Consider the following 22,089-nt stretch of genomic DNA (forward strand, 5'->3'; position numbering starts at 1 on the left):
GCACATGATCGAGTGGTCCGAGACCGAGCTCCTTTTCAGGGATTCCGTCCGCCGGTTCATCGAGAAGGAAATCAAGCCGCATTTGGCCGAGCTGGAGGGTGGCGTTCCGCCCTACGCCGTCATTCGCAGGTTCCTCGAGGCGTTCGGCATCGACGCGATGGCCGGCGAGGCCGTCGAAACGTTGCTGGCACGCCGACGCTCTGGACAGCAGGCCGGTACGGCCGAGGATGGTGCGTCGACCAAGCTGACAGGTCAGGAGTCCCTGGCCCTGATCGCCGTGAGTGAGCTCGCCGGCGTGAGCCTCGGCATCGTCGCCGCAGTCGGGGTCAGTCTGGGCCTCGCCGCGCAGACCATCCTTTCCCGCGGCACGCCGGCACAGCAGGAGCGGTGGCTACCGGGTCTCGCGACGTTCGAGCACGTCGGGGCCTGGGCCATCACCGAGCCGGAGTCGGGATCGGACGCGTTCGGCGGCATGAAGACGAGCGTTCGGCGCGAAGGCGCCGCTTATGTCCTCAGTGGGCATAAGACGTTCATCACCAATGGCCCGTATGCCGACACGATCGTGGTGTACGCGAAGCTGGACGAGGGCGATGGAACACCGCTGCGGGACCGCAAGGTCCTCACGTTCGTCCTGGATTCGGGGATGCCAGGGCTGACCCAGTCCAAACCGCTCCGGAAGATGGGGATGCATTCCTCGCCGACCGGGGAGCTGTTCTTCGACAACGTGCGACTCGAGCCGGATCGGCTGCTGGGTGAAGCCGAGAGCGACCGATCCCGTGACAGCAAGGACAGCGTTCGGTCCAGTTTCGCCTTCGAACGGATGGGCGTCGCCGCGATGGCCCTTGGAATCATCAACGAGTGTCAGCGGTTGTGTCTGGACTACGCGGCCAACCGCACGTTGTGGAACCAGCCGATCGGCCAGTTCCAGCTGATCCAGCTGAAGCTCGCGCGGATGGAGATCGCCAGGATGAACGTGGAGAACATGGTCTTCCGGTTGATCGGCACGCTGCGCGCGGGCAGGATACCCACGCTGACGGAGGCGTCGGCGATGAAGCTGTATTCCTCGGAAGTGGCGACCGAGGTCGCGATGGAAGCCGTACAACTCTTCGGTGGAAACGGCTACATGGCGGAGTACCGGGTCGAGCAACTGGCTCGCGACGCCAAGTCCCTGATGATCTATGCGGGGAGCAACGAGATACAGGTCACCCACATCGCGAAAGGGCTGCTGGCACGATGAGCCCGGAGTTCAACGCTCATGAGTGGCGAATGTCGTTCTAACCACCCGGAACACTCACGATCGTTGATAACCCTCAGGAGAAGTGTGTGAACGAGTACCGCACGCTATGCGAAGCGTTTCAGGACACCTGGCAGATCGCCCCCGATGCTGTCGCGCTGCGCACCCCCGGCGACGGCGTGACCATCACATGGCGCCAGTACGCCGAGAAGGTCCGTCGGCTCACCGCCGGCCTTACCAAGCTCGGTGTCCGGCACGGTGACACGGTCGCACTCATGCTCACCAACCGTCCCGAGTTCCATCTCGTCGACACCGCCGCGTTGCATCTCGGGGCGATCCCGTTCTCGATCTACAACACGAACCCACCGGAGACGATCCGGCACCTTCTTCGGAATGCGAGCAGCAGGGTGGTGGTCTGCGAGCGGCAGTTCGCGGACCACGTGCTGGCCGCCGCGGAGGGTACGTGCGTCGAGTACGTCGTCTGCGTCGAAGAATCAGTACCGGGAACGCTGTCTCTGCGAGCGGTGGAGAACGATCTGGAGCCGGATTTCGATTTCGACCGAGCTTGGCGCGCGGTGTCTCCCGACGACGTGCTGACCCTGATCTACACCTCGGGCACGACCGGGCCGCCGAAAGGCGTGGAGATCACGCACGCCAGCCTGCTGGCCAACGTCTTCGGCGCTCTCCAGGTGTTCGATATGGGACCTGATGACCGCGTGGTCTCCTACCTGCCCGACGCGCATGCGGCCAATCGCTGGGCCTGCCATTGGGCGAACCTGCTCACTGGGATCCAGATCACCACGCTGAGTGAGCCCAAAGAGGCCATCAAGGCACTCACCGAGGTCAACCCGACGATCTTCATCGGCGTGCCGCAGACCTGGTACAAGATCAAGGCGAAGCTCGAGCAGGCGCTGGCCGCGGAGACGAATCCCGTCAAGCGGGCGCTTCCCAGGTGGGCCATCCGAACCGGGGTGAAGATGTACCGGGCGGGCGGTGCGGCGTCGCCTGCACTACGCCTGCGGCATCGCATCGCCGACCGCGTCGTACTCTCGACGATACGAGCGAAGCTCGGGCTGAACCAGGTGCGGTTCGCCGCGTCCGGGGCGGCGCCGATCGACCCGGCGGTACACGAGTTCATGCTCGGGCTCGGCATACCCGTGTGTGAGGCCTGGGGAATGTCCGAGCTCTGCGCGGTGGCGACTGTGGACCGGCCGCATTCGATTCGGGTCGGTACGGTGGGTAAGCCGTTGGCCGGGGTCGAGGTACGCGTCGCGGACGACGGTGAGCTCCTGGTGCGCGGGCCGATCGTGATGAAGGGCTACCGAAACGACCCGATCAGGACCTCCGAGACGATCGATCCGGACGGCTGGCTACACACCGGCGATATCGGTTCCATCGACGACGACGGGTATGTGCGCGTGGTCGATCGCAAGAAGGAGCTGATCGTCAACGATGCGGGCAAGAACATGTCGCCCGCCAACATCGAGAACGCGTTGAAGACGGCCTGCCCACTGGTTGGCTCCGCGGTGGCCGTCGGTGACCGGCTCCCGTACGTCGTCGCGCTCGTGACGCTCGACCCCGAGGCGGTCGATGACTTCGCGACCGAACACGGCATCCCGAGCACGGCACTGAGCGACCTCGCGACCCATCCCGGCGTCCGCGCCGCGGTAGCGGATGGAGTTCGCTCGGCGAACGAGCGCCTCGCACGGGTCGAGCAGATCAAGAAGTTCACCATTCTGCCCGAAACCTGGGAACCGGGCGGCACGCTGCTGACGCCGACTATGAAGCTCAGGCGCAAAGCAATTCACGCGAAGTACGCGGACGCCATCGCGGTGCTGTACCAATAGGCGGCGCCTTCGTTCCACCAGGGTCATTCTGCTGCGTCAGGGAGGCGGCTATGCGGAGTATGGGAAAGCTCGACATCGCTGGAGTGGTCGCGAAGGTCGCTGCCGGGACGGCGGTGGACGAGGCGAGCGCGGCGCTCGGAGCCCGGTATCGGCGAGATCACCTGCCGGCCGGTGTCACGCCCACGGCGTTCCACCAGATGGATCCGGCGGTGCTCGACGATCCGTACCCCAGCTACCGCGAGTTGCTACGGGGCGGGCCCGTCCACTACAACCCCCGCCGCCACCTCTGGATTCTCAGTCATCACCAGCACGTCCGCGAGGCGGCGAAGTCGGACCGGGTGCTGTCCTCCGCCGAGGGGGTCGCTCGCAGCCGGTTCTCGTTGCCGATGATGCTCACCAGGGACCGTCCCGAACACACCAGGATGCGGCAACTCGCGATTCCGGCGTTCACGCGTCGAGCGCTGGAGTCCTGGCAACCCGTCATCGACGAGCTAGCCGCTGAGCTGGTCGGTGAGTTGGCGGCCGCCCGCGGTGGTGACGCCGTAAAGCAGCTGGCGGTTCCGCTCCCGATCAGGGTCATCGCCCATATCCTCGGAATACCTCCGGAAGACTACGCCCGGTTCCGGCTCTGGTCCGACAAGGCCGTCCAGGCAACCGACATCGAGTTGCGACCCGCCGCGCTGAAGAAGTCCGGCAACGTACTCGCCGGCCTCCTGCGGCTGCACTCGTACTTCCACGAGCGGATGGCCGCGGGCCGCCTGCTGGAATCCGGCACAGTACTGGGCCGCCTCGTCGACGCCGCTGAAGGCGGCGACATCGATCCGGACGAGTTGTTCTGGTTCGCGATCCTGTTGTTGCTGGCCGGTCACGAGACGACCACCAACCTGATCGGCGGCCTGGTCCACAGCCTTGCCGTCAACCCGGACCAGTACGAACTGCTCAGGGAACGACCGGACCTGATCCCGTCGGCGGTAGAGGAACAGCTTCGATTCGGGACACCGATTCAAGGCTTCTACCGCACCGCGCTGCAAGACTACGAGGTGGAATCCGCCACGATCCCGCGCGGTGGGCGGGTACTGCTCCTGTTCGCGGCGGCCAACCGGGACCCTCGTCAGTTCACCGATCCCGACAGCTTTGTCGTGGAGCGCAACCCCACCAGCCACGTGTCGTTCGGCTACGGGGTGCACATGTGCCTGGGGGCACAGCTGGCGAGGATGGAAGGGCAAGCGGTGCTTCGGGAACTGGTCGGCCGGGCCGGGCGAATCGAGATCACCGGCAAGCCCGTGTGGAAACCGAACAGCACCCTGCGGGGCCTCGACGAACTCCCCGTCCGGCTAGGGGTTTCCGGCCCCGGGCAACGCCCGTGAGTGAAAGAATGCCGTCAGAGCGACCTTCTTCACTCACGAGTGTCGGGCCAACCGATCAGATGGCGTCATTCAGCTGTCGCAGGTAACGCTCGCGGGCAGCAACGTCCGGCTGGGCGAAGACGCGTTCCGCACCGGTCCGCGCCTCGAGAACGCGCCTGGCGCGGTACGGCAGTATCGACATGATCGTGAGCATCGCGGCGACTCGCCGCGGCACCGTCGTCAGCGGACGCCCCGTGCGTGCTGTCTCGACCACGGCCCCGGCTACATCTTCAGGGTATACCGTTGACACCTTGGCGATCCACTTGGGAACGTTGGCCCCGACGGAGAGTTCCGTGCGTACCAAGCTGGGCAGCACGATACTCACATCAACCCCGCTGCCCTCGAGTTCGCGATGTAGCGCCTGGGTGAAGCCGACAACTGCGTGTTTCGCCGCGCAGTAGGTTGCGACGCCAGGGAACGGGAAGGCTCCGGCAAGGGACGCGATGTTGATGACATGTCCCTCCCCGCGGCTGACGAACCGATCGGCCGCGAGCCGTGAGCCGCGAATCACCCCGCGGAGGTTCACGCCGATGACCCTTTCGGTCATGCGTTCGTCCTCATCGAGAAAGAATCCGGTCGGCATGATCCCCGCGTTGTTGACCAGTATGCGTAACGGGCCGAGCTCGTTCTCCGTACGGTCGAGAAACTTCGCGAACGAGTCGGCGTCGGCGACGTCGAGCGGTAACCCGATCACCCGGCCGGTTCCACCCTGCCCGGCTCGCTGCGCGATCTCGGCGGCGGCCTGCTCGGTCGGTTCGGCAGCGAGGTCACCGATCGCCACTGCCGCACCCGCGCGGGCGAAAGCCAGTGCGGTGCTGTAGCCGATACCTCGCGCTCCGCCGGTGACGGCGACGACGCAACCCGATGCCAAAGCTTTCCCGCTGTTCCGGCCCATGTGTAGCCTCTCCTACCTTCAGGTTCCGTGAAAGTTGATCACAAAGGCGTGATCGCGTCGACTTTCCATTCTTTGCCGTCCTGTCGCAGGTCCACGACGACACGGTTCTGGCTGACCTTGGCCGGGCTTTCCTGGTCTTTCATGGTCTCGCTGGAAACCAGAACCTGATCGATATAGAGCAAGCATCTCGCACTGCCGGAATCGGTGACATCGACCAGGCCCGCACCGCGCACCAGCGTTCTGGTGACCGCCTTCTGCTCCGTCGCCATCGGCCGAGCCGTCGCGTCGAACGTCTTGCCGAACTCGCCGGCGAACTCCTTGGTCATCAGCGACTTCGCCTGTTTCAGTCCCTGGTCCACCGATCGGTAGTCGTAGGACAGCACTGTGGGGAGAGCTCGGACGGCCGCGGCGACCGCCGCCGATCCCTCGGAGTCGGGAATGGAACCCGCCGTGTACTTTCCCTCGGGATCGACCACCGGCCGAATGTTCGCGGGCTCCGGCTGCATCGCCAGATGGGTCGTCAGTGCTCCCGCCGCGACGACCAGCAGCGCGAGCGTTCCGATCAGCACCCGGCGAGGCCACCGCGATCGAGTTGCCCGTGCATCAGCCGGCTCGTCAGCAGGCTTCTCCGCCGGGACATCGTTCGACCGCGCCGACGGCGTCTCCCGATCCTCCGTGGAGGGGGACGGCCGCGGCGAAGGGCGCGGGGGCGGCGACGGTGTGTGGGCGGCGGGTGCCGGTGCCAGGCCCTCTTCCTCCTCCGCCGGGTGCCGGCCGGAGGCTCGCGTCGTGCCCGCGACCTTCGGGAGGCGGCGCTTGGTTCGCAGTTGCTTCTGGGTAGCCATACTCGAGTTCCTCATCCGACCTGTTTGACTCCGGAGACCAACCATTTCTCGCCGACGCGGACGAGTTCGATTCTGGCTCGATATCGGTTGCTCTCGGCCTGGTCGCCGTCGCCGGCCGTCGTCCGGGTATCGACCGCGACCAGCACCTGTGCCTTGTCGCCATGCAGGTACTCGATGGCGGCACCGTTGTCTGGCACTGTGGCGGAAACAGAGAGCTTCTTCTCGGTCAGCGACTTCTTGATGGTGTCCCGCTTCTTGCTGTACTCGGTCTTGAACGGGTCCGTGGCGAGGCTCAGTACCCGGTCGATACCGGCATCGGGTCGCTTGTGGTCCAGGCTGAAGAAGTTCGTCGCCTGCTGCTGAGCAGTCGCCACCGCACCGTCATCGAGGCTTTGCCGGTCGTCCAACCACAGCAGGAGAGAGGCGGTAAGCAGGCCGGCCAGGACCACGCTGAGCGCGGCGGGCACGAACCAGTGTTTGCGCAGCAGGTCCCGGCGGCGCCGGCGGGTCCTGGCCGGCACCGCCGGTTGGGCCTCAGCCTCGTCCTTGCCGTCGTCCGCCGGCCCGGAGTTGTCGGTCATCTCTGCCTCCTACGAGAGCGGTTCGGTGAGCAGCCAGCCGAGTGCGTTCTCACCGGTGGGCGGCGGGGAACCAGCCATGCCACTGAGCTCGAAACTGCGGCCGTCGGGGGCGACCAGTATCCCGCTGTTCGGGTTGTAAAGGGCGATCCGGCTGGCCGGTGCGGAGGATCCGGTGTGTTGAGCCGGTGGCCGCTGCGCGTTCTGCGCGCCGCGCACGCTCGGCGTGCTCGGATCGCTCGGTGGCGCGGCACAGTGGGCGTCGTGATTGGCCGGCGAGTCGGGCGACTGGCGTGGTCCCTGACCATCGAGCGGCGCGCCGTTGGGCAGGTGCCTCTCGGTGCCCTCGTACCCCCGGATACACGGGAAGTAGGGTGGATAGCCGGGCGGCTCGACCAGCTGCAGGGCAAGATGTGCCGACCAGACCGGACGGCCTTGCCCGTCGTACTGGCAGCTGTTGGCCACGGGCTTTCCGGTTTCCGGGTCGTAGTCGTCGCAGTACCTGATTGCACTGACGGTCTGCTGCACCACCCAGGGCAAGACCACCAAGGACTTGCGCAGGGCGGGTATGCGCTGGTCCGCAACGTCCGCGACCGACAGCAAATTGTTCAGCAGCACCGGAAGCGCCTTCTGGTTGTCCTGCAGCAAGTTCGTGACCTCGGTCCCGGCACGAATGCCCCGCGCGAAGACGGCGGCGAACGTAGGATCGAGCTCGCGTAGCCGGTCTGTGAGGCTGGCCAGCTGCTGGCTGAACGTTCCGATCTGGTCTTTCGCGCCGACTTGTGTGTCCAGCACTACCCTGGCACTGTCGATCAGCTGGGTGATATCGTCCATGCTCGTCAGGGCGGTCCTGGTCAGCTTGTTCGAGTCGTCGAGCAGCTGCTGCAAGGTCGGGCCGAGGCCACCCGCTGCGTCGGCCAGCTCGCGGAGACTCGTGGCCAGGTCGTCCTTGGGCACGGAGGTTGCCAGGGAGTCGAGGTTGTGCAACAGCTCCTCAACCCGTGGCGGCGTGCGGGTCCGCTCGACCGGAATCACGCCACCGTCCGGTAGCGGTGGTCCACCCGCAGACTTCGGGACAAGTTGAACGAACTGTTCACCGATTGCCGACTTGCTACGGACGATCACGACCACGTCTCGGGGAATGCGGACTCCGTGGTCGATGGTCAGGGCGGCCGTGGTGCCGGCCCCGGGGCCGGGACGAAGCCCGGAGACCGAACCCACTTTGGTGCCGAGCAGCTCCACCGCCGCCTGCGGGTAGATGCCGCCATCGTGGGCGAACTGAGCTTGCACCGTATACGGCGGCTGGAAGACCTCACCCACGTCGGCGAACCGGAACGCGCCGTAGGTCACGGAGACGAGCGCCACCACGAAGAAGACGGCGAGCTGGATGCGGCTGCGCTTGCCGATCACGACGGACCCCCGAGAAGGAGCTGCCCGAGGTCGAGGGGCAGTGCGCCGTCGCCGGCCTCACCGACCAACGACGGCGCAGCCCCGATCAGGTCGTCGAGTACATCCGGCAACCTCGGTGCGGGTGCGAGTGCGGGTGCGGGTGCCGGCGCGCTACCAGGACTATCCGTCCGCACCTCCTGCCGCCGGGCGAGTGCGGACAGTTCCTGGCGCAGCAGCTCGTTGATGGTGTCGGCATCGATGTTGATCCGGCCGAACAAACCTCCGTAATCGCCCTCGATCACACTCTGAGTGTTCTTCGGGAACGGGTATGACACGGCGATCTCCAGCGCGCCCGCGATCTCCCTGCCGTTCTTGGACAGTTCTGCCAGCACGGGCCGTAGATGTTCGAGGTCGGCGACGACGTTCTCCTTGCTGCGGTCGATGAGCGGCTCAGCGACGGACGAGAGCCGGTCGAGCTGCAGCAACGTCGCGGTGAGTTTCGGCCGTTGTCGGTTGAGGACGTTGATTCCCGCGGGGATCGTGTCGAGTGTGGCGCCGATCGTGTCGCGCTGGTCGGCGAGCTTCGTGCTGAGGTTGTCCAGCGAGTCCAAGGCGTGAGTGATGTCGCCACGATGGCGGTTCAGCGTTCCGGTGAGCTGGTTGAGCTCGCCCAGCAGTCGCGGGATGTCGGCGGTACGGCCATCCAGCGCGTTGTTCAGTTCGCGGGTGATCTGATGGATACGCCCGATACTCCCGCCGTTGAGGACGGCGGACAGTGCGCCGAGAACCTGCTCCGTGCTCGGACTGGCCTGCATTCGGCCGACCGGTACCGCGCTTGCGGGCGCCAGCTTTCCCTGAGGTTCCTCTCCTGGTGCGGGGCCGATGGCGACATAGCGCTCGCCCAGCAGGCTGGTTTCGGCGAGCGTGCCGACGGAGTTCGCAGGCAGCGTCACCGAGTCCTTCACAGCGCAGACCACGCGCGCGTCCAGGTTCTGGTCGAGGGTGACGGACTCGACGCTCCCGACGACGGTGTCGTTGGCCCGGCAGGTCTGCTTGGGCACCAGGTTCGTCGCGTCGTCGAACGTGACAGTCACCCGGTAAGTGTCTTCGCCGTCGATCGCCCCCGGTAGTGGCAGGCTCAGCGGCCCACGGTAACCGCAGCCGGTGGCCGTCACGACGACGAGCAGAAGCGTACCGAAGAGACCTGCTTGTCGCCGCTTCATCGTCATCGTCCTCCTGTCAGGAGTTCGGGCAATGTCCTCGCCGGCTGCGACGGAGTGAGGCCGCCGCCCAACGCCGGGTCGATCAAGCGTGTCAGCACGGCGGCGAGGTCGCCGCCGGCGCGTTGCAGGCTGCTACACAGGGCCGCCACCTGCTTCTGCGCCTCGTGCGGTAGCGATCCGCAGATCGCGGTCATCGTATGGCCCAACTGGACGGTCAGGTCGTTGAACAACGGCGCGCGCAGCGCTAGTGAGCCGGCCCGGTTCTGCGGCGGTACCGCGCCGGGATCGGAGAGGTCCCAGTTCTCCGGAACGTAGATGTTCATCATGTTCGTCAGCCCGAGCGGGGCAATGTCGATCAGCTCGGCGAGATCATCGCTGCGCCTGGAAAGCGTTCCGGTGACTTCGGTCAGACCATTGACGTTGTCCTTCACCAGCTCGCGATTGCGGGCAACGAAACCAGACACCAGCTGCAGCGCCTCGGAGAGGTCTCGGGTGGCTGTCGCGATGTCGTCGCGTTGGGTCCCGAGTTGGGTGGAGACCTTGGCCAGGTTGCTGACGAGGGCACGTACCTCTTCGTCGTTGCCCGCCAGCATCGTGGTGAAGTCGCTGAGATTGGACACCGTTGCGGAGATGTCCTGCCGGCTGTCCGACAAAGTCCCGACGGCATCGGCCAGATTGCGAATCGTCGCGTTCATCGCGCCGCCGTTGCCCTCCATGTTGCGAGCCACCGCTGTGATCAGCCGAGACAGCGCACCGTCGGAGTTGGCGCCTTCAGGACCGAGCGCCTCGGCGAGCTTGCTCAGGTTGCGGTAGACCTCGTCGAGCTCGATCGGAACCTCGGTGCGGTCCAGACCGAGGCTGGCATTGTCCGGCAGCTGCGGTCCGCCGGTGTAGGCAGGAGCGAGCTGCACGAATCGATCGCCGACGATCGATGGTGGGATCACCGCCGCGTGCACGTTGGCAGGCAACGGGTGTTCCGCATCGTAGGTCATCTCGACGTGGACGCTCGTGCCCCGCACCTCGATCTTGGTGATCTTGCCGACGCTGACGCCGAGGATCTTGACGTCCGCCCCTTGATAGAGGCTGGTCGTGTTCCGAAACTCCGCCGTGAGCGTCAGCTCTCGGGGCTGCCGCTGCGTGACGGCGAACGCACCAGCCGTGAGGGCGAGAACGACCAGGACGACGAGAGTCGCTCGGCGGGTCAGGAGCCGGATCACTTGCCGCCTCCCCGCGTCTGATCCTGGTTCGCCTGGCTTTCCGGAGCGGTGCTGGTCGCTGGACCGAGCGGCAGGCACGGCGACGAGCTGCCATTGACCGCCTCGTTGGCCCGGGACAGCACGGGCTCCAATACCTCCAGCAGTGGGGTGTTCGGGCCCGTGCTGCACAAGGCGAACCCTCGGGGCACCTTCACCGTCGCGTCGAACCAGTGCCCGGTGCCTCCGACATTGGTGAACTGGCGACCATAGAGGGTCACCTGCCCGATCAGCGCATCGAGCTGAGCGTTGTTTCGCCGCAAGACGTCGACGACGGACCGGAGCTTGCTGAGCGCTGGTCGCAACTGACCCTCGTTGTCGCGGACGAGACCCGTGAGCTGTTGCGACAACTCGCCGACGCCCGCGACGATCTGCCGGATCGTCTCCTTACGATCGTTCAGCATGTCGAGCACCACGTTGGTGTCGCCGAACAGTTGGCTGAGCTGGCGGTTGCGGGACGCGAGCACGCCCGTGACGTTGCTGGTCTTCTCGAGCAGGTTCTGGACCTGCTCGTCCCGGGACGCGACCGTCATGCTCAGCCGGGACAGGCCGTCGAGTGTGTGCCGGATCTCGGGCGCCGTGCCCTCCAGCGCTTTGGACAACACGTCGAAGGCCTCGGACACCTGCTTCGTGTCGATCTGCTGCACGGTCTCCGTCAACCGCTGAACGGCTGGAACGATGTTCACCGGGGTCTCGGTGCGTTCGCGTGGGATCCGCGAACCGGGTTCGGTCTGGCCGGGACCGTCGGGAATCAGGTTGACGTAGTGCTGACCGAGTAAGGTCTTGATCTCGATCGAAGCCCTGGTCTCCTCGCCGAACGTCGCGTGCTTCACTCGGAACCGGACGACGACCTGGCCGTTCTCGAGATCGATCCCGGAGACCGAGCCGACCTTGATGCCCGCGATCCGTACGTCCTCACCGACCTCCAGTCCGCTGGCGTCCGCGAATGCCGCTGAGTACTCCGGACCTGCGCCCACGATGGGTAGTCGCTGGAAGTTGAACGCAGCAACGAGTACCAGCACGATCACCGTCCCACCGACGAGTCCGATGGTCGCGGGGTCACGTTCTGTGAACGACTTAGAACTCATCGGCTTCCCCCGGCACAGACGGTGTCTCGTTCGTTGGTCATCACGTTCGGCGTGCTGAGCGGCAGGTCGCGCCCGGCGAGGTGCACGTTCAACTGCAAGCCGCACACATAGAAGTTGAACCACGACCCGTAGGAGCCGGCGCGGTTGATCGTGTTCAGTTTGCGCGGAAGGTTTTTGAGCTTGTCGTCGAGCACATGGCGAGTGTCGGCGAGTTGGCCGGCGAACTCGTTCATCGAAGCGATGTCGGCCCGCAACGGATCACGGACATCGGCGAGGAGCCCGGTCGTGCTGCCGAGAAGCGACGCCAACCCGGTCAGGCTGCCGTCGATGGTGTCCCGGTCCTCGGCCAGGCCCCTCATCAGGGTGCGGAATCCGTCGATCAGTTCGGTCAACTTGCCCTGCCGCTGATCCACCTCACCGAGCACGGCGTTGAGGTTCCCCACGACCCGGCCGATCACCACATCCTTGTTGGCGAGGTTCCGGGTCAGCTCGGCCGTGTTGGCAAGAAGGTTGCGCAGCGTTCCGCCCTGCCCTTGCAACGTCTGAACGATCTGGTGCGACAGCTCGTTGACCTGCTTCGGGTCGAGTGCGCGGAACAATGGCTGAAATCCGTTGAACAGGACCGTGAGGTTCAACGCGGGAACGGTCTGCGTAGCGGGAAAGGTTCCGCCCTCGGGCATCGGCTCACCGCTGCCGGGTTCTTCGACGATGGCGAGGTATCGCTGCCCGACGAGGTTCTCATACCGCAGATGCAGCTGCGCGTTGCGGTACACCGGGACCTTCTCGTTGACGTTGAACTCCACGACAGCGCGCTGCCGCTCGCCATCGTGAGTCAGGCGCAGGCCCGAGACGGCTCCGACGTCCACTCCGGACAGGCGCACCCGATCGCCCTCGTGTACGCCGGTCGCATCATCGAACACGGCAGCGTAGGTCTTCCGCGCGTCGAACCCGACGTTGCCGATGAGCGTGCCCAGGAGACCGATCAGCACCACCGTGACAGCGGTGAAGACCGCCATCTTGATCGCTGAAGAAGGGAGGCGCCGCCGATACATCAACGCACCCTTACCTTTCCGTCCGACAGCAGGGGGTCCAAGAGCAACGTCGCGGTACCCGGAACCTGTTCGGCCGGCATCCCCAGCAGTTGCGCGGCGAGCGCCCGGGCCAACCCCTGCCGCGGGGTAAGGCCCGACGTGGCGCCGGGCTCAGGCTGTTTCGGCCGGCCCTCCAGGACGTTCTTCCGCGGCTCCCGTTGGGAGAGCGGTGGGACGTCCGCGAGGCCCGCCATCCGCTCCGGGATCACCGGACAGTGCGGACTCCAGGAGTCGATCGGGCCCGGGAGGTTGGCGTTGTTGGCATCCGAACCCGGGTGCTGGGGCAGGTCCTCCGGATAGGTGTACGGCGCCCGCTGCGTGATCACCTCGACGCTGAGGTTCACGTACGGTCCCTGAGCCAGCGTCTTGTCGATCGCTGCGTTGGTCACGTTCAGGGAATGGATGACGCAGGGGAACTCGCTGGAGTACTCATCGAGCAGGGCAGCGACCGGGCGCGCCTTCCCGGCAAGCGTGACCAGGCCTTCGGCATTGGTGCGCAACACGTCAGTCGCTTTACGGGCGGTTCGGAAAGCCGTATCGAGGAAGGCGGCGAAGTCCTTCTCCTTCGGAACCAGGAGGTCGCGGGTGATGTCGACACCGTTGGCGAGAGTGCGGAGTAGCTGCGGTGCATTGTCCGCGTAGATATCCGCGGTGGAGGCGAACTGGCGGATGTCATGGGTGAGGGTGTCCAGGTGTGGGTTGAAACGTCCGAGGAAGCTGTTGAGGAGGTCGATGGTCTCGCCGAGTTTCACGCCGCGGCCCGCCAGTGCGTCAGCGAGCGAGTTCAGCGTCAGGGACAGTTGCTCGGGCTCGAGAACGTCGAGCACGGAGACGAGGTGGGAGAAGAGCGCGCTCAGCTCCACAGACGTGGTGGACTGCCGGAGGACGTCTCCCTCGGAGATCCGCTCTGTCGACGAGTGCTCGCGCGGCCGTAGCTCGACGAACTTCTCGCCGAACAAGGTCTTCGGGAGGATCGCCGCATCGACGTTCTCCGGGATCAGCTCCACCCGGTCCGGATCGAGTGCCAGGTGGACCACGGCGTCGACACCGTCGGAGGTCACCTCGCGCACCTCACCAACCCGGACGCCCTGCAACTTGACGTCGGAAAGCGGGTTGAGTTGCAGCCCTGCGTTCGGAGTGGTGAGCGTGACGTCGACCGCGTCCTGCCAGGGCATCGCCTTGCGGTAGATCTGGACACAGAGCAGTACGAGCAGCGCCAGGACCAGGATGTAGACGAGTCCCAGGACTGGCATCGTGTGCCTGCGTATGACGGTTCGCATTGTCCTGGCTCCGCTATCCCGCGATTCGGACAGTCACGTTCGAGCCCCACAGGGCGAGGCTGAGGAAGAAGTCGGTGACGACCACCGCGACCAGTGCCAGCCGTACCGCGCGACCGACCGCGACACCCACTCCGGCGGGACCGCCCTTCGCCGTGAACCCGTAGTAGCAGCAGATGAGGGTGAGCATCACCGAGAAGATGAGCACCTTTCCGAACGAGTACAAGATGTCGATCGGAGGCAGGAACAGGTTGAAGTAGTGGTCGTAGGTTCCGCTGGTCAGGCCGTAGTAGTGCAGTGAAACCGCCTCGGTGGCCAGGTAGGTACCCATCAGCCCGACCAGGTACAGCGGAATCACGGCGATGAACGAGGCGATGATGCGGGTGGTGATGAGGTAGGGAACCGAAGGTATCGCCATCGTCTCGAGAGCGTCGACCTCGTCGCTGATCCTCATGGCGCCGAGCTGAGCGGTGAAGCCGGCCCCCACGGTGGCGATCAGCGCGTTCGCCGCCACCAGCGGTGCGACCTCGCGGGTGTTGAAGTAGGCGGACAGGAAACCGATGTAGGGCTGGATCCCGAGCTGGCGAAGGCCTTGGTAACCGACCATCCCGACCACCCCGCCGACGGCGAGTGTTTCGAAAACGATGATCCCGAGTGTGCCCGCGACCAGCACCAGCGCTCCCCGGCCGAGGCTCACCTCGGCGAGCAACCTGATGACCTCGCGTCGATATCGCCGCAGTACGCGCGGGGTACCCGCGAGGCAGTAGCCGTAGAAGGCGACTTGCTCGCCGAGCGACGAAAGTCCGGTGTAGGCACCACGTGCCGCTCGCACCGGAGCGCTTCGCACCGTGCCGATCAACCCTCTGTGCATTACAGGCCCTTCGGTGGCACGATCTCGTAGTAGATACCGGTGATGATGGTGTTGACGATGAACAGCATCACGAAAGAAATGACGACCGACTGGTTCACCGCGTCGCCGACGCCTTGCGGCCCGCCTTTGGCATTCATTCCCTGGTAGGCGGCCACGATTCCGGCCAGAATTCCGAACAGAAATGCCTTGATCTCGCCGATGTAGATGTCGGGAAGCTGTGCCAATGCGGTGAAGGACTGTACGTAGGCACCAGGTGAGCCGCCCTGTACCAGGACGTTGAAGATGTAGCCGCCCAGTACCCCCACCGCAGTCGCGACCCCGTTGAGCAGCGTGGCGACGAATGCCATCGCCAGTACCCTCGGCACCACCAGGCGCTGGATGGGGGAAATGCCCAGCACCGCGACCGCGTCGAGTTCCTCGCGGATCTTTCGGGAGCCGAGGTCGGCGGCCACCGCGGTTCCCGCGGCACCCGCGATCACCGTGACCGTAGCGACCGGCGCCGCCTGCTGCACGATTCCCAGCACCGCCACCGCGCCGGTGAACGATTGGGCACCGAGCTGCTGGAACAGGGTCCCGATCTGCAACGAGAGAACGGCACCGAATGGGATCGTGATGAGGCACGCCGGCAGGATGGATACCCGCGTCACGAACCACGCCTGGTCGAAGAGCTCCCGCCATTGGAAAGGCCGGCGGAACATCTGCCGGAAAGTCTCCGCGGCGAAGGCGAGCAGGTTTCCCAACGGGCGCAGCAGCCGTGCTGCTTGCCGAGGTGAGCGCACCGTTGTGCTCATGCTCGCTCCTGCCTGACGAGGCTGTGGTGTCGCGCGTCGCGGCGAGGAACGCGATCGCGTGCGCCGCTGGACCAGCGGGGTGGCTGGTGGCGATTTACTTTAACGGCAGCCCCGGGGTGCGTCAAACTGGGACATGCGCCGGACGTGTGCGCCGGTCTGACGGCTGTGAGTCGCGCGGACCCGGGGCGTCGCAGGAGGTCGTACCGATGCGTCAGCTCACGCCATTGGAGGCGAACATAGATTCACTTAGTGGCAGCTGATGTGGATGTGGTCGCGAGTCGCTGGTCCGTGGACGAATCAAGCACAGCTTGCCCGATGGCGCACAGGTCCTCCCGCAACGTCGGGCGTCGGCGCAGGTGAGGCGTGCTGACAGCGTTGTTGATGATCGTCAGTACCGCGTGGACGAGCGCCCTCGCCTCGGCCTCGGTCAGCGGGCGGGTGTTCGTGATCAGATGGAGCCATTCGGCGAGGTAGTCGTGCTGGATCAACCGGAGCCGGTCTTGTTGCTCCTGGGTGAGGTTCCCGGTTTCGATGCGGACCAGTGCCATCATGTCCGGATCCGCCAGCGACACGTCCACATACGAGCCCAGCACCCGTCGCAAAGCGCCGTCCTCGCTCTCGGCGCCGCGCAGTGCGCCCTCCATGCCGAACTCCAGCGCGTGGGCCCCCTTGGTCAGCGCTGTGACCAGCAGGTCGTTCTTGCTTTCGAAGTGGTTGTAGACACTCGCGCCACTGATATCCGCTGCGGCACCGATGTCCTCCATACTGACGGCCTGGTAGCCGCGCTGGGCGAACAGCCGGATGGCGGCTCTGAGCAGGGCGTCTCGTCGCGATCGACGCAGCAGCCCGGCAGGCGCCGGTCGCCGCCCGGCGCTTCGGGTCGCTTCCGGCTCGGGCAGCGTGACAGCACAGGCCGCCTTCGTCCACGCCACGAGCAGGTCCTGAAACCGTCGGGAAGACAGTGAGGTCTTGTGGAAAGAGGGGCTGGACAATGCTGATATGGCCGACCAGGAGAGCAGATCGGCGTGTTCTTCCGAAAGTTCCGGACGGTGTCGCTGTAGCAGGTCGCGAAACCGGTGCGCGCCGGCCACCAGACGGTCCCGCAGTTCTTGCCGTACCTCTGGTGAGGCATGCCGGATCTCGCGTAGCCAGAGCACGCCGGCCCCACGTCGATCGAGCTCGCGCGCGGCCATGGCCCCGAGCGTCGCATCGAGGCCGTGAGGCATGGCACTGTCGAATGCGCTTTCGAACCCTGCGAAAGCGTCCAACGTGCACTGGGCGAGCAATGCTTGCTTGTTCTGGAAATGGCGGTAGAGGGCTCCCGGGGTGATACCGACCATGCCGGCGATCTCGCCCATGTTGACGTGATGATATCCACGGGCGGCGAACAGCTCGCTGGCGACGGTGATGATGAGTTGTTTGCGGTCGGGTGGCCGCTTTCGCGTCGGCGAACCTGCGCCGGACTGCGCGCGCTCCATGTCGCTCTCCCGTTCCTCGGCGGCCAGCTCCGTCAACATAGCTCCGCTCTGGGTGCAGACTGCGCGGCCCCCTCCGAAGATGAAGGGTGCCACAGGCGTGGTTGCCGCACGAGGCGCGAGTACCGCTGGGCTCCGTGGTCGTCAACGACGGGGGAGACCAGAGGTATGTCCACACGCGACCATGTTGTGCTCGATCTGCCCTTCCGCGGCACCTGGCTCGCTCGCAACAGTCCCGCACGGTGCGTGCCGAGCCACGGCACCCACCTGTTCGCCACCACATACGCCATGGACTTCATCGCAGTACGAGGCGGGTGACCGAGATCGTCGAAACGCACTGACGCGCACACCGTTGTGGAGGCCACGTCGGCGATCGGTGAGGAGGGGCCACGGAGCCCCGCGGGCAGGGCGCGCACCGGGAGGTCACGTCCGCCGGACGGCCCCACCGAGGTCGTGCGCTGGCGGGTGCCGTGCGGACGACCTCGCACCGGCGCCGTGCTCGGCCGCTCGCCGGTCCGGGCGAGGTGGCACTCAACAGCAGCAGGGTGCTGCGCGAGGTGCGGGAGGGGAACACGGTCGAGATCACCAATCACGGTGAAGTGGTCGCGATTCTCGGTCCGCCTGCACAGCGTGCCCACTCGCTGCCGCTGCGATCCGCAAGGACCCGTGGAGGGTTCGCAACCTTGACGCGTGCACGAATCACCGCGCCCGTACAGGAGGCGATCGACGATCTCCGGGTAGAGCGGTGACCGTCTACGTCGAGACGTCGACGACGGCCAGGCTGCTCGTTGACGGCAGTGACCGAGATGCTCGATCGGTTCGGCTTGTTCGGGACCGACCGAGCCCTCTTCGCCGAGGCCAGCCTGCTCCCGGGCAGGAACCTGCGTCGCCCCGACGCCCTGCACGTCGCCGTCGCGGTGCGGGTGGACGCGGAGGCGATGGTGGCCTACGACCTTCGCCAGTGCGAAGCGGCCCGCTCGGTGGGGCTGCGCGTCATCGCTCCCCGGTAGCCGCCGATCGCGAGTGCCATCGCGTACGCGTACGAGCACTGCCTGGCGTAGTGGCGTGCACGGCACCGCAAATCCTGACAGTGCTTTTATATTAGCGCTGCGGGAAATCCGGGATCCGACTCGGTCCGGGGACCGGCTGCAGCCCTTACGGCGACTGCTCGCGGCCATGGAGGCCGAGATCGAGGAGGTCTACCAGGCCCGCGGCCTACCCGCGTCCGGCCTCGTTACGTCTATCCGCTGATCAAGCGGCGCACACAGGACCGTTGACAGGCCCACCGTCGGATTCCAGCGCGCGGGCAGAGGCGTGACGCGGCGAACCGGCGTCTTCGACGCGCGACCTCTGCGCACCCGCCCCTTCCGCGATCTCTGGATCGCACGTCGCTGGGAACGTTCGGCCAGCAGATCGCCAACGTCGCGGTCCTGCAGCAGACGTGGGAGCTGACCGGCAGCCCGTCTGGACCGGAGCGATCGGTATCGCCACGGCGGTCCCCGTGATCGTGTTCGGTCTGCTGGGCGGATCGCTGGCCGATGTGTCGGACCGCCGCAACATCGGTCGCGCGACGACGACACTCCAGTTCCTCGGAGCGTTGTCGCTGATGGCGCAGGCCGCGATGGGAAACGCCTCGGTCCTGCTGCTGCTCGGCCTCGTCGCAGACCGTCGGAGCGGCGGCGTCGCCCTCCTACTCAAGGGGCATCCACACGGGTACGGGTGCCAATAAGAACCCTAATGTGGAGCTGAGGGAAATCGAACCCCTGACCTTCTCGATGCGAACTGGCGGCCAGCAAATTACACATGTGTGTTTCACGAGTTCAGACGTCTGCATGGGGTCGCTGGATGCCCGCTCCAGCACCCCGGCTGCTGTACTTTCGTGCTGTACCGACTTCGGCTCTACAGCGCAGCGCATGGAGCTCGTACGAACGTTGATCATGAGCCATCTTCGTTGTCGGTCGGCCGCAGTATGATCATCGCCGACTGTCCCAGGAGGGTGGCCCAGATCTACCGACGGAAGAGGTGTCATGACCGAAGTTGCTAGCGCTGAAGGACCCACGGACGGCATCGTCGTGAGCAACGACGAGATCGGATACATCGCCGTAAGGACCACCGCTGTGGGGCCTGGGGACCCCGACGCCAACGTGCCGATCGCGCTAAGACTGACGAACGGAGGGGCTGAGCATGAAACGGAGCTGTACCCCGACGAAGCAGTCAAGGTGGCAACTGCCCTGCTCAATGCGGCGCTGCAGGCGGAGAATAAGCCTCTCGAGAAGACGCCGAGCCCACGCGCCTGACGGGGCCAACGGTCGTCGGCCGGTACGCGACGACGTAATCACCACCCGTGCGAGTGAAGTCAACCAGGGATCGCCATCCCTGCTGTCCTCAGCCGCTCCTTGGCGGGCCCGGCTGGTGTCAACCCGGGACCCCGATCGCGCTAGGCGACCGACTGCATCGAGACGAGGGTGACAGCTCGAGGTGACCACCGGCGCGATCGGGCGCGAAGCGGGGTTGACGCCAGTTGGGCCCGCAAGACAATCGCGGCGAGCGGGGATGGCTACCGGCACGTAGCTTGACAACCGAAGATGATCTTTCGGCGTTCGCTCCGCTCCCACATGGTTCGGCGCGGTCGCCGCAGGCCGTGAGAGAGCCCGGCCCCGGAGCGCAGCGGAGGGGTCGGTGCTCGTGCCTGCGCGGCGCGCGTCCGCTCGCGACCTGCGGGAGCGGCTTGAAGACGTATAGAAAGTCATCACCAACTTACTCGATCACGCTGACTATGGTCCCCTGGTTCGATCACTCTTCGTCTTCCCGGAGGCGGTTGGCTATGTCGACGAGTGAGCCTTGGTCCGCGATAAACCACCGGCTTGTACCCTGGACCGGTTTTCCCTTATGCCCTGCCTGACGGAGCATTTCATTGACCAAACCGCTCGGAGAGTACCGTTTGCCGTCAGCCGCCCAGAGTAACGGTTTTGCCCGGTTGTTTACCCACGTAGCACGGCCACGTTGCGGATCGCCAGCGAGCCAAGCTTCGAGCGCCTGTTTCTCTGGGATTCCTTGTGGCTGAAAATTGAGCACCGTCCCGTCTGCGATATGTCCTGCGTTGACGAGGACGATAACGGCCCTGACCGCTCGCCGCCCGCGCGCCTGCGCAGGAGACGGCCGGTATGCGGCTGGAAGTTCGGGGATTGGACCACCCGAATCGAGCGCGGCAGACACCGAACGGGCCAATTCCGTGCAGCGCGACTCGTCCCGGAACGTGGCGGGGACGAAACTGGTCGTGCCGTAAAGTTCGTCGACGTAGTACGTGAGCCAATCCAGCACGATGGACGTGAGCGAGGAGGCCTGCTCAAGCTCCGCATCCCAATTACGGGTCGGGTCGTCCACGTTCTCCAGGCCGACTCGATGGAGCACGATATGAGCCGCTAGTGCGTCAGCACATTCAGCGACCTTCGCTGCCCGTCCTTCCCGCTCGTCCTTCTCCATCTGTAGCCCTGCTTGCACGGCACGAAACATTTGGATGCAACGCCACACGCGAAGAGCCCCTGGCTTCCGCGCGAATATCGATTCATAAGTTCCTTTCGGCCCTCGTTCCCACAACACGGGGCCGCTGGCTCTGGCACGTGCCGCAAATGAGGGATCGTCCTGTGCGCAAGCCAAGGCGCGGGTCGCTTCTTCCACCGTGCAACCCGACTCCTCCGACGGCGCATCTTCACCCCGTTGAATTACATATGTCTTGTTCAGGGATAGCGCAAAATCAGTGCGGAGTTCTCGCTGACGGCCATCAAGTGCGACAAAATCGCGTGCCACGACCTGGTTTTGAGTATTCGTGGCTGTTGTTACATCGTCGGCGAAGCCTGGAGGACAATTCTCCAAGGAGATGAGCCGAACCCAGACGTAGCCCTCATCAAGGCTGTCTCCGTTGGAGCTTGCCGTCTCGTAGATCGACTTCACTGTCTGCGCGCCATTGACCACGTTGGCGCCTGTTGCGATGAACGTGCCGATCTTTCGGGTGGAACCCTGGGGAAGCTTCTGTAATGATTCGCACAGTACGGTAATACCGTTGTTAAAGTACCAGAAGTGGCTCGGTGTTTCCTGGAGGGTAGATCGCAGTTGGTTGTTGACCTCCGTTAGTCCGAGCGATCGGCGAATGTTTTGGTCGAAAAGCCGATCTCCGGAATCCGCGTACCAGTTCGCCACGTCGGCGACCGGAACTACGCCATAGTAGGCTCGGTATGGCTCGTCAATGTGACCATAGTCCTGCAAGCTAACCGTGAGATCGGCTCGCGCCGACGAACTGCCATCGCGGACGATCTGGTAGAAGTCGCTGAACCAGTAGTGCCTATGCTCAGCGATAGGTTCAAGATCGTTCAGTTCATTCAGGATACGACCAAGGTCACGATTGACCGCGTCAGCCAATGGCGGCTTGCCGAGCAAGGCGAATACCATCACTATTTTCACGCCGGGCGTGGACATGACCTCTTCGACCGCAGAGGCATGCTTTTGGAACCGGTCATTGAACTCATTGAATTCTGAGTCCTGAATGAGTTTCACGCCACGGCTGATGGATCCAACTGGGTTCTGGCCAAGTCCGGCGCGGCCTTTATCGCTCCACTTCGCCTGTACCAGCCACAACTTGCGTTGCCCCAGGTCGACGGCGATACCGTCGATCCCGTTGTCAGCGTCCGCGTCAATGACACCAGCTGCGGCTTCGTCAGCATCGCACCCTGTGAGGTCTTGCAAGGTCATAGCGGTCAGGGCCCGGGATAGGAATATGTGCTCGCGGTCCTCTGGTGATTTTCGGGCGGCATCGGTCATGTCTACCAGAT

Annotated in this window: 19 protein-coding genes; 6 read left to right on the forward strand and 13 right to left on the reverse strand. The window is 65.0% G+C overall.

Annotated features, from left to right (window positions below; translation table 11 throughout):
* Positions 1 to 4: 4 nt before the first annotated feature.
* From JAP66_RS08950 to JAP66_RS08960, 3 genes are all read left to right on the forward strand, one after another.
* Positions 5 to 1,237, forward strand: a complete 1,233-nt coding sequence (locus JAP66_RS08950; protein ID WP_199431173.1) for an acyl-CoA dehydrogenase family protein — start codon at positions 5 to 7, stop codon at positions 1,235 to 1,237.
* A 176-nt stretch (positions 1,238 to 1,413) separates the two neighbouring features.
* The gene (locus JAP66_RS08955) at positions 1,414 to 3,081 is read left to right on the forward strand and encodes an AMP-dependent synthetase/ligase (protein WP_307849523.1); all 1,668 of its coding nucleotides are present in this window, start codon (positions 1,414 to 1,416) and stop codon (positions 3,079 to 3,081) included.
* 50 nt (positions 3,082 to 3,131) lie between these two features.
* Positions 3,132 to 4,448, forward strand: a complete 1,317-nt coding sequence (locus JAP66_RS08960; RefSeq protein ID WP_199431175.1) for a cytochrome P450 — start codon at positions 3,132 to 3,134, stop codon at positions 4,446 to 4,448.
* A gap of 55 nt (positions 4,449 to 4,503) precedes the next feature.
* Here the strand turns inward: JAP66_RS08960 and JAP66_RS08965 are convergent, their stop codons facing one another.
* From JAP66_RS08965 to JAP66_RS09020, 12 genes are all read right to left on the reverse strand, one after another.
* On the reverse strand, positions 4,504 to 5,382 hold the full coding sequence (locus tag JAP66_RS08965; protein ID WP_199431176.1) for an SDR family oxidoreductase: 879 nt from the start codon (positions 5,380 to 5,382) through the stop codon (positions 4,504 to 4,506).
* A 38-nt stretch (positions 5,383 to 5,420) separates the two neighbouring features.
* The gene (locus tag JAP66_RS08970; RefSeq protein WP_199431177.1) at positions 5,421 to 5,951 is read right to left on the reverse strand and encodes a hypothetical protein; all 531 of its coding nucleotides are present in this window, start codon (positions 5,949 to 5,951) and stop codon (positions 5,421 to 5,423) included.
* A gap of 287 nt (positions 5,952 to 6,238) precedes the next feature.
* On the reverse strand, positions 6,239 to 6,808 hold the full coding sequence (locus JAP66_RS08975) for an Rv1363c family protein (RefSeq protein WP_199431178.1): 570 nt from the start codon (positions 6,806 to 6,808) through the stop codon (positions 6,239 to 6,241).
* Between the two features lie 9 nt (positions 6,809 to 6,817).
* Positions 6,818 to 8,215, reverse strand: coding sequence for an MCE family protein (locus JAP66_RS08980; protein WP_199431179.1), 1,398 nt, complete (start codon positions 8,213 to 8,215; stop codon positions 6,818 to 6,820).
* Complete coding sequence (locus JAP66_RS08985) at positions 8,212 to 9,417, reverse strand: MCE family protein (RefSeq protein WP_199431180.1); 1,206 nt, start codon at positions 9,415 to 9,417, stop codon at positions 8,212 to 8,214. Before JAP66_RS08985 ends, JAP66_RS08980 begins: the two co-directional genes overlap by 4 nt.
* A gap of 2 nt (positions 9,418 to 9,419) precedes the next feature.
* The gene (locus tag JAP66_RS08990; protein ID WP_199431181.1) at positions 9,420 to 10,634 is read right to left on the reverse strand and encodes an MCE family protein; all 1,215 of its coding nucleotides are present in this window, start codon (positions 10,632 to 10,634) and stop codon (positions 9,420 to 9,422) included.
* On the reverse strand, positions 10,631 to 11,758 hold the full coding sequence (locus JAP66_RS08995) for an MCE family protein (RefSeq protein ID WP_199431182.1): 1,128 nt from the start codon (positions 11,756 to 11,758) through the stop codon (positions 10,631 to 10,633). Before JAP66_RS08995 ends, JAP66_RS08990 begins: the two co-directional genes overlap by 4 nt.
* Positions 11,755 to 12,810 carry an MCE family protein gene (locus JAP66_RS09000; RefSeq protein WP_199431183.1) on the reverse strand — a complete coding sequence of 352 codons (1,056 nt, stop codon included), beginning with the start codon at positions 12,808 to 12,810 and terminating at the stop codon, positions 11,755 to 11,757. Before JAP66_RS09000 ends, JAP66_RS08995 begins: the two co-directional genes overlap by 4 nt.
* The gene (locus tag JAP66_RS09005) at positions 12,810 to 14,102 is read right to left on the reverse strand and encodes an MCE family protein (protein WP_199431184.1); all 1,293 of its coding nucleotides are present in this window, start codon (positions 14,100 to 14,102) and stop codon (positions 12,810 to 12,812) included. Before JAP66_RS09005 ends, JAP66_RS09000 begins: the two co-directional genes overlap by 1 nt.
* A gap of 40 nt (positions 14,103 to 14,142) precedes the next feature.
* Positions 14,143 to 14,997 (reverse strand): MlaE family ABC transporter permease, encoded by an 855-nt coding sequence (locus JAP66_RS09010; protein WP_199431185.1) that lies wholly within the window; start codon positions 14,995 to 14,997, stop codon positions 14,143 to 14,145.
* Entirely contained in the window at positions 14,997 to 15,788 is a 792-nt protein-coding gene (locus tag JAP66_RS09015; RefSeq protein ID WP_199431186.1) for an MlaE family ABC transporter permease, read from the reverse strand. The genes JAP66_RS09010 and JAP66_RS09015 overlap by 1 nt, the downstream gene beginning before the upstream one ends.
* Positions 15,789 to 16,030: 242 nt before the next feature.
* Positions 16,031 to 17,302, reverse strand: a complete 1,272-nt coding sequence (locus tag JAP66_RS09020; RefSeq protein ID WP_199431187.1) for a TetR/AcrR family transcriptional regulator — start codon at positions 17,300 to 17,302, stop codon at positions 16,031 to 16,033.
* 749 nt (positions 17,303 to 18,051) lie between these two features.
* Here JAP66_RS09020 and JAP66_RS09025 point away from each other — a divergent pair.
* The 3 genes from JAP66_RS09025 to JAP66_RS09035 all read left to right on the forward strand — a co-directional run bounded on the left by JAP66_RS09025 (position 18,052) and on the right by JAP66_RS09035 (position 19,560).
* Positions 18,052 to 18,273 carry a PIN domain-containing protein gene (locus tag JAP66_RS09025; protein WP_199431188.1) on the forward strand — a complete coding sequence of 74 codons (222 nt, stop codon included), beginning with the start codon at positions 18,052 to 18,054 and terminating at the stop codon, positions 18,271 to 18,273.
* 431 nt (positions 18,274 to 18,704) lie between these two features.
* Entirely contained in the window at positions 18,705 to 18,992 is a 288-nt protein-coding gene (locus JAP66_RS09030; RefSeq protein ID WP_307849501.1) for an MFS transporter, read from the forward strand.
* 298 nt (positions 18,993 to 19,290) lie between these two features.
* Complete coding sequence (locus JAP66_RS09035) at positions 19,291 to 19,560, forward strand: hypothetical protein (RefSeq protein WP_199431190.1); 270 nt, start codon at positions 19,291 to 19,293, stop codon at positions 19,558 to 19,560.
* Positions 19,561 to 20,056: 496 nt separating this feature from the next.
* On the opposite strand, the gene JAP66_RS09040 is transcribed toward JAP66_RS09035, so the two are convergent.
* Positions 20,057 to 22,078, reverse strand: a complete 2,022-nt coding sequence (locus JAP66_RS09040) for an AIPR family protein (protein WP_199431191.1) — start codon at positions 22,076 to 22,078, stop codon at positions 20,057 to 20,059.
* Positions 22,079 to 22,089: the final 11 nt, after the last annotated feature.

This window comes from Qaidamihabitans albus, assembly GCF_016464705.1.
In the GTDB taxonomy this organism is placed as follows: Bacteria; Actinomycetota; Actinomycetes; order Mycobacteriales; family Pseudonocardiaceae; genus Qaidamihabitans; species Qaidamihabitans albus.

Excerpts from the sequence above, each read along its gene's own strand:
- JAP66_RS08985 (WP_199431180.1), bottom strand. The coding sequence starts at position 9,417 with ATGAAGCGGCGACAAGCAGGTCTCTTCGGTACGCTTCTGCTCGTCGTC.
- JAP66_RS09035 (WP_199431190.1), top strand. The coding sequence starts at position 19,291 with ATGACCGAAGTTGCTAGCGCTGAAGGACCCACGGACGGCATCGTCGTG.
- JAP66_RS08975 (WP_199431178.1), bottom strand. The coding sequence starts at position 6,808 with ATGACCGACAACTCCGGGCCGGCGGACGACGGCAAGGACGAGGCTGAG.
- JAP66_RS09015 (WP_199431186.1), bottom strand. The coding sequence starts at position 15,788 with ATGAGCACAACGGTGCGCTCACCTCGGCAAGCAGCACGGCTGCTGCGC.
- JAP66_RS09010 (WP_199431185.1), bottom strand. The coding sequence starts at position 14,997 with ATGCACAGAGGGTTGATCGGCACGGTGCGAAGCGCTCCGGTGCGAGCG.
- JAP66_RS08960 (WP_199431175.1), top strand. The coding sequence starts at position 3,132 with ATGCGGAGTATGGGAAAGCTCGACATCGCTGGAGTGGTCGCGAAGGTC.
- JAP66_RS09000 (WP_199431183.1), bottom strand. The coding sequence starts at position 12,810 with ATGTATCGGCGGCGCCTCCCTTCTTCAGCGATCAAGATGGCGGTCTTC.
- JAP66_RS08950 (WP_199431173.1), top strand. The coding sequence starts at position 5 with ATGATCGAGTGGTCCGAGACCGAGCTCCTTTTCAGGGATTCCGTCCGC.
- JAP66_RS09005 (WP_199431184.1), bottom strand. The coding sequence starts at position 14,102 with ATGCCAGTCCTGGGACTCGTCTACATCCTGGTCCTGGCGCTGCTCGTA.
- JAP66_RS09040 (WP_199431191.1), bottom strand. The coding sequence starts at position 22,078 with ATGACCGATGCCGCCCGAAAATCACCAGAGGACCGCGAGCACATATTC.
- JAP66_RS08965 (WP_199431176.1), bottom strand. The coding sequence starts at position 5,382 with ATGGGCCGGAACAGCGGGAAAGCTTTGGCATCGGGTTGCGTCGTCGCC.
- JAP66_RS08995 (WP_199431182.1), bottom strand. The coding sequence starts at position 11,758 with ATGAGTTCTAAGTCGTTCACAGAACGTGACCCCGCGACCATCGGACTC.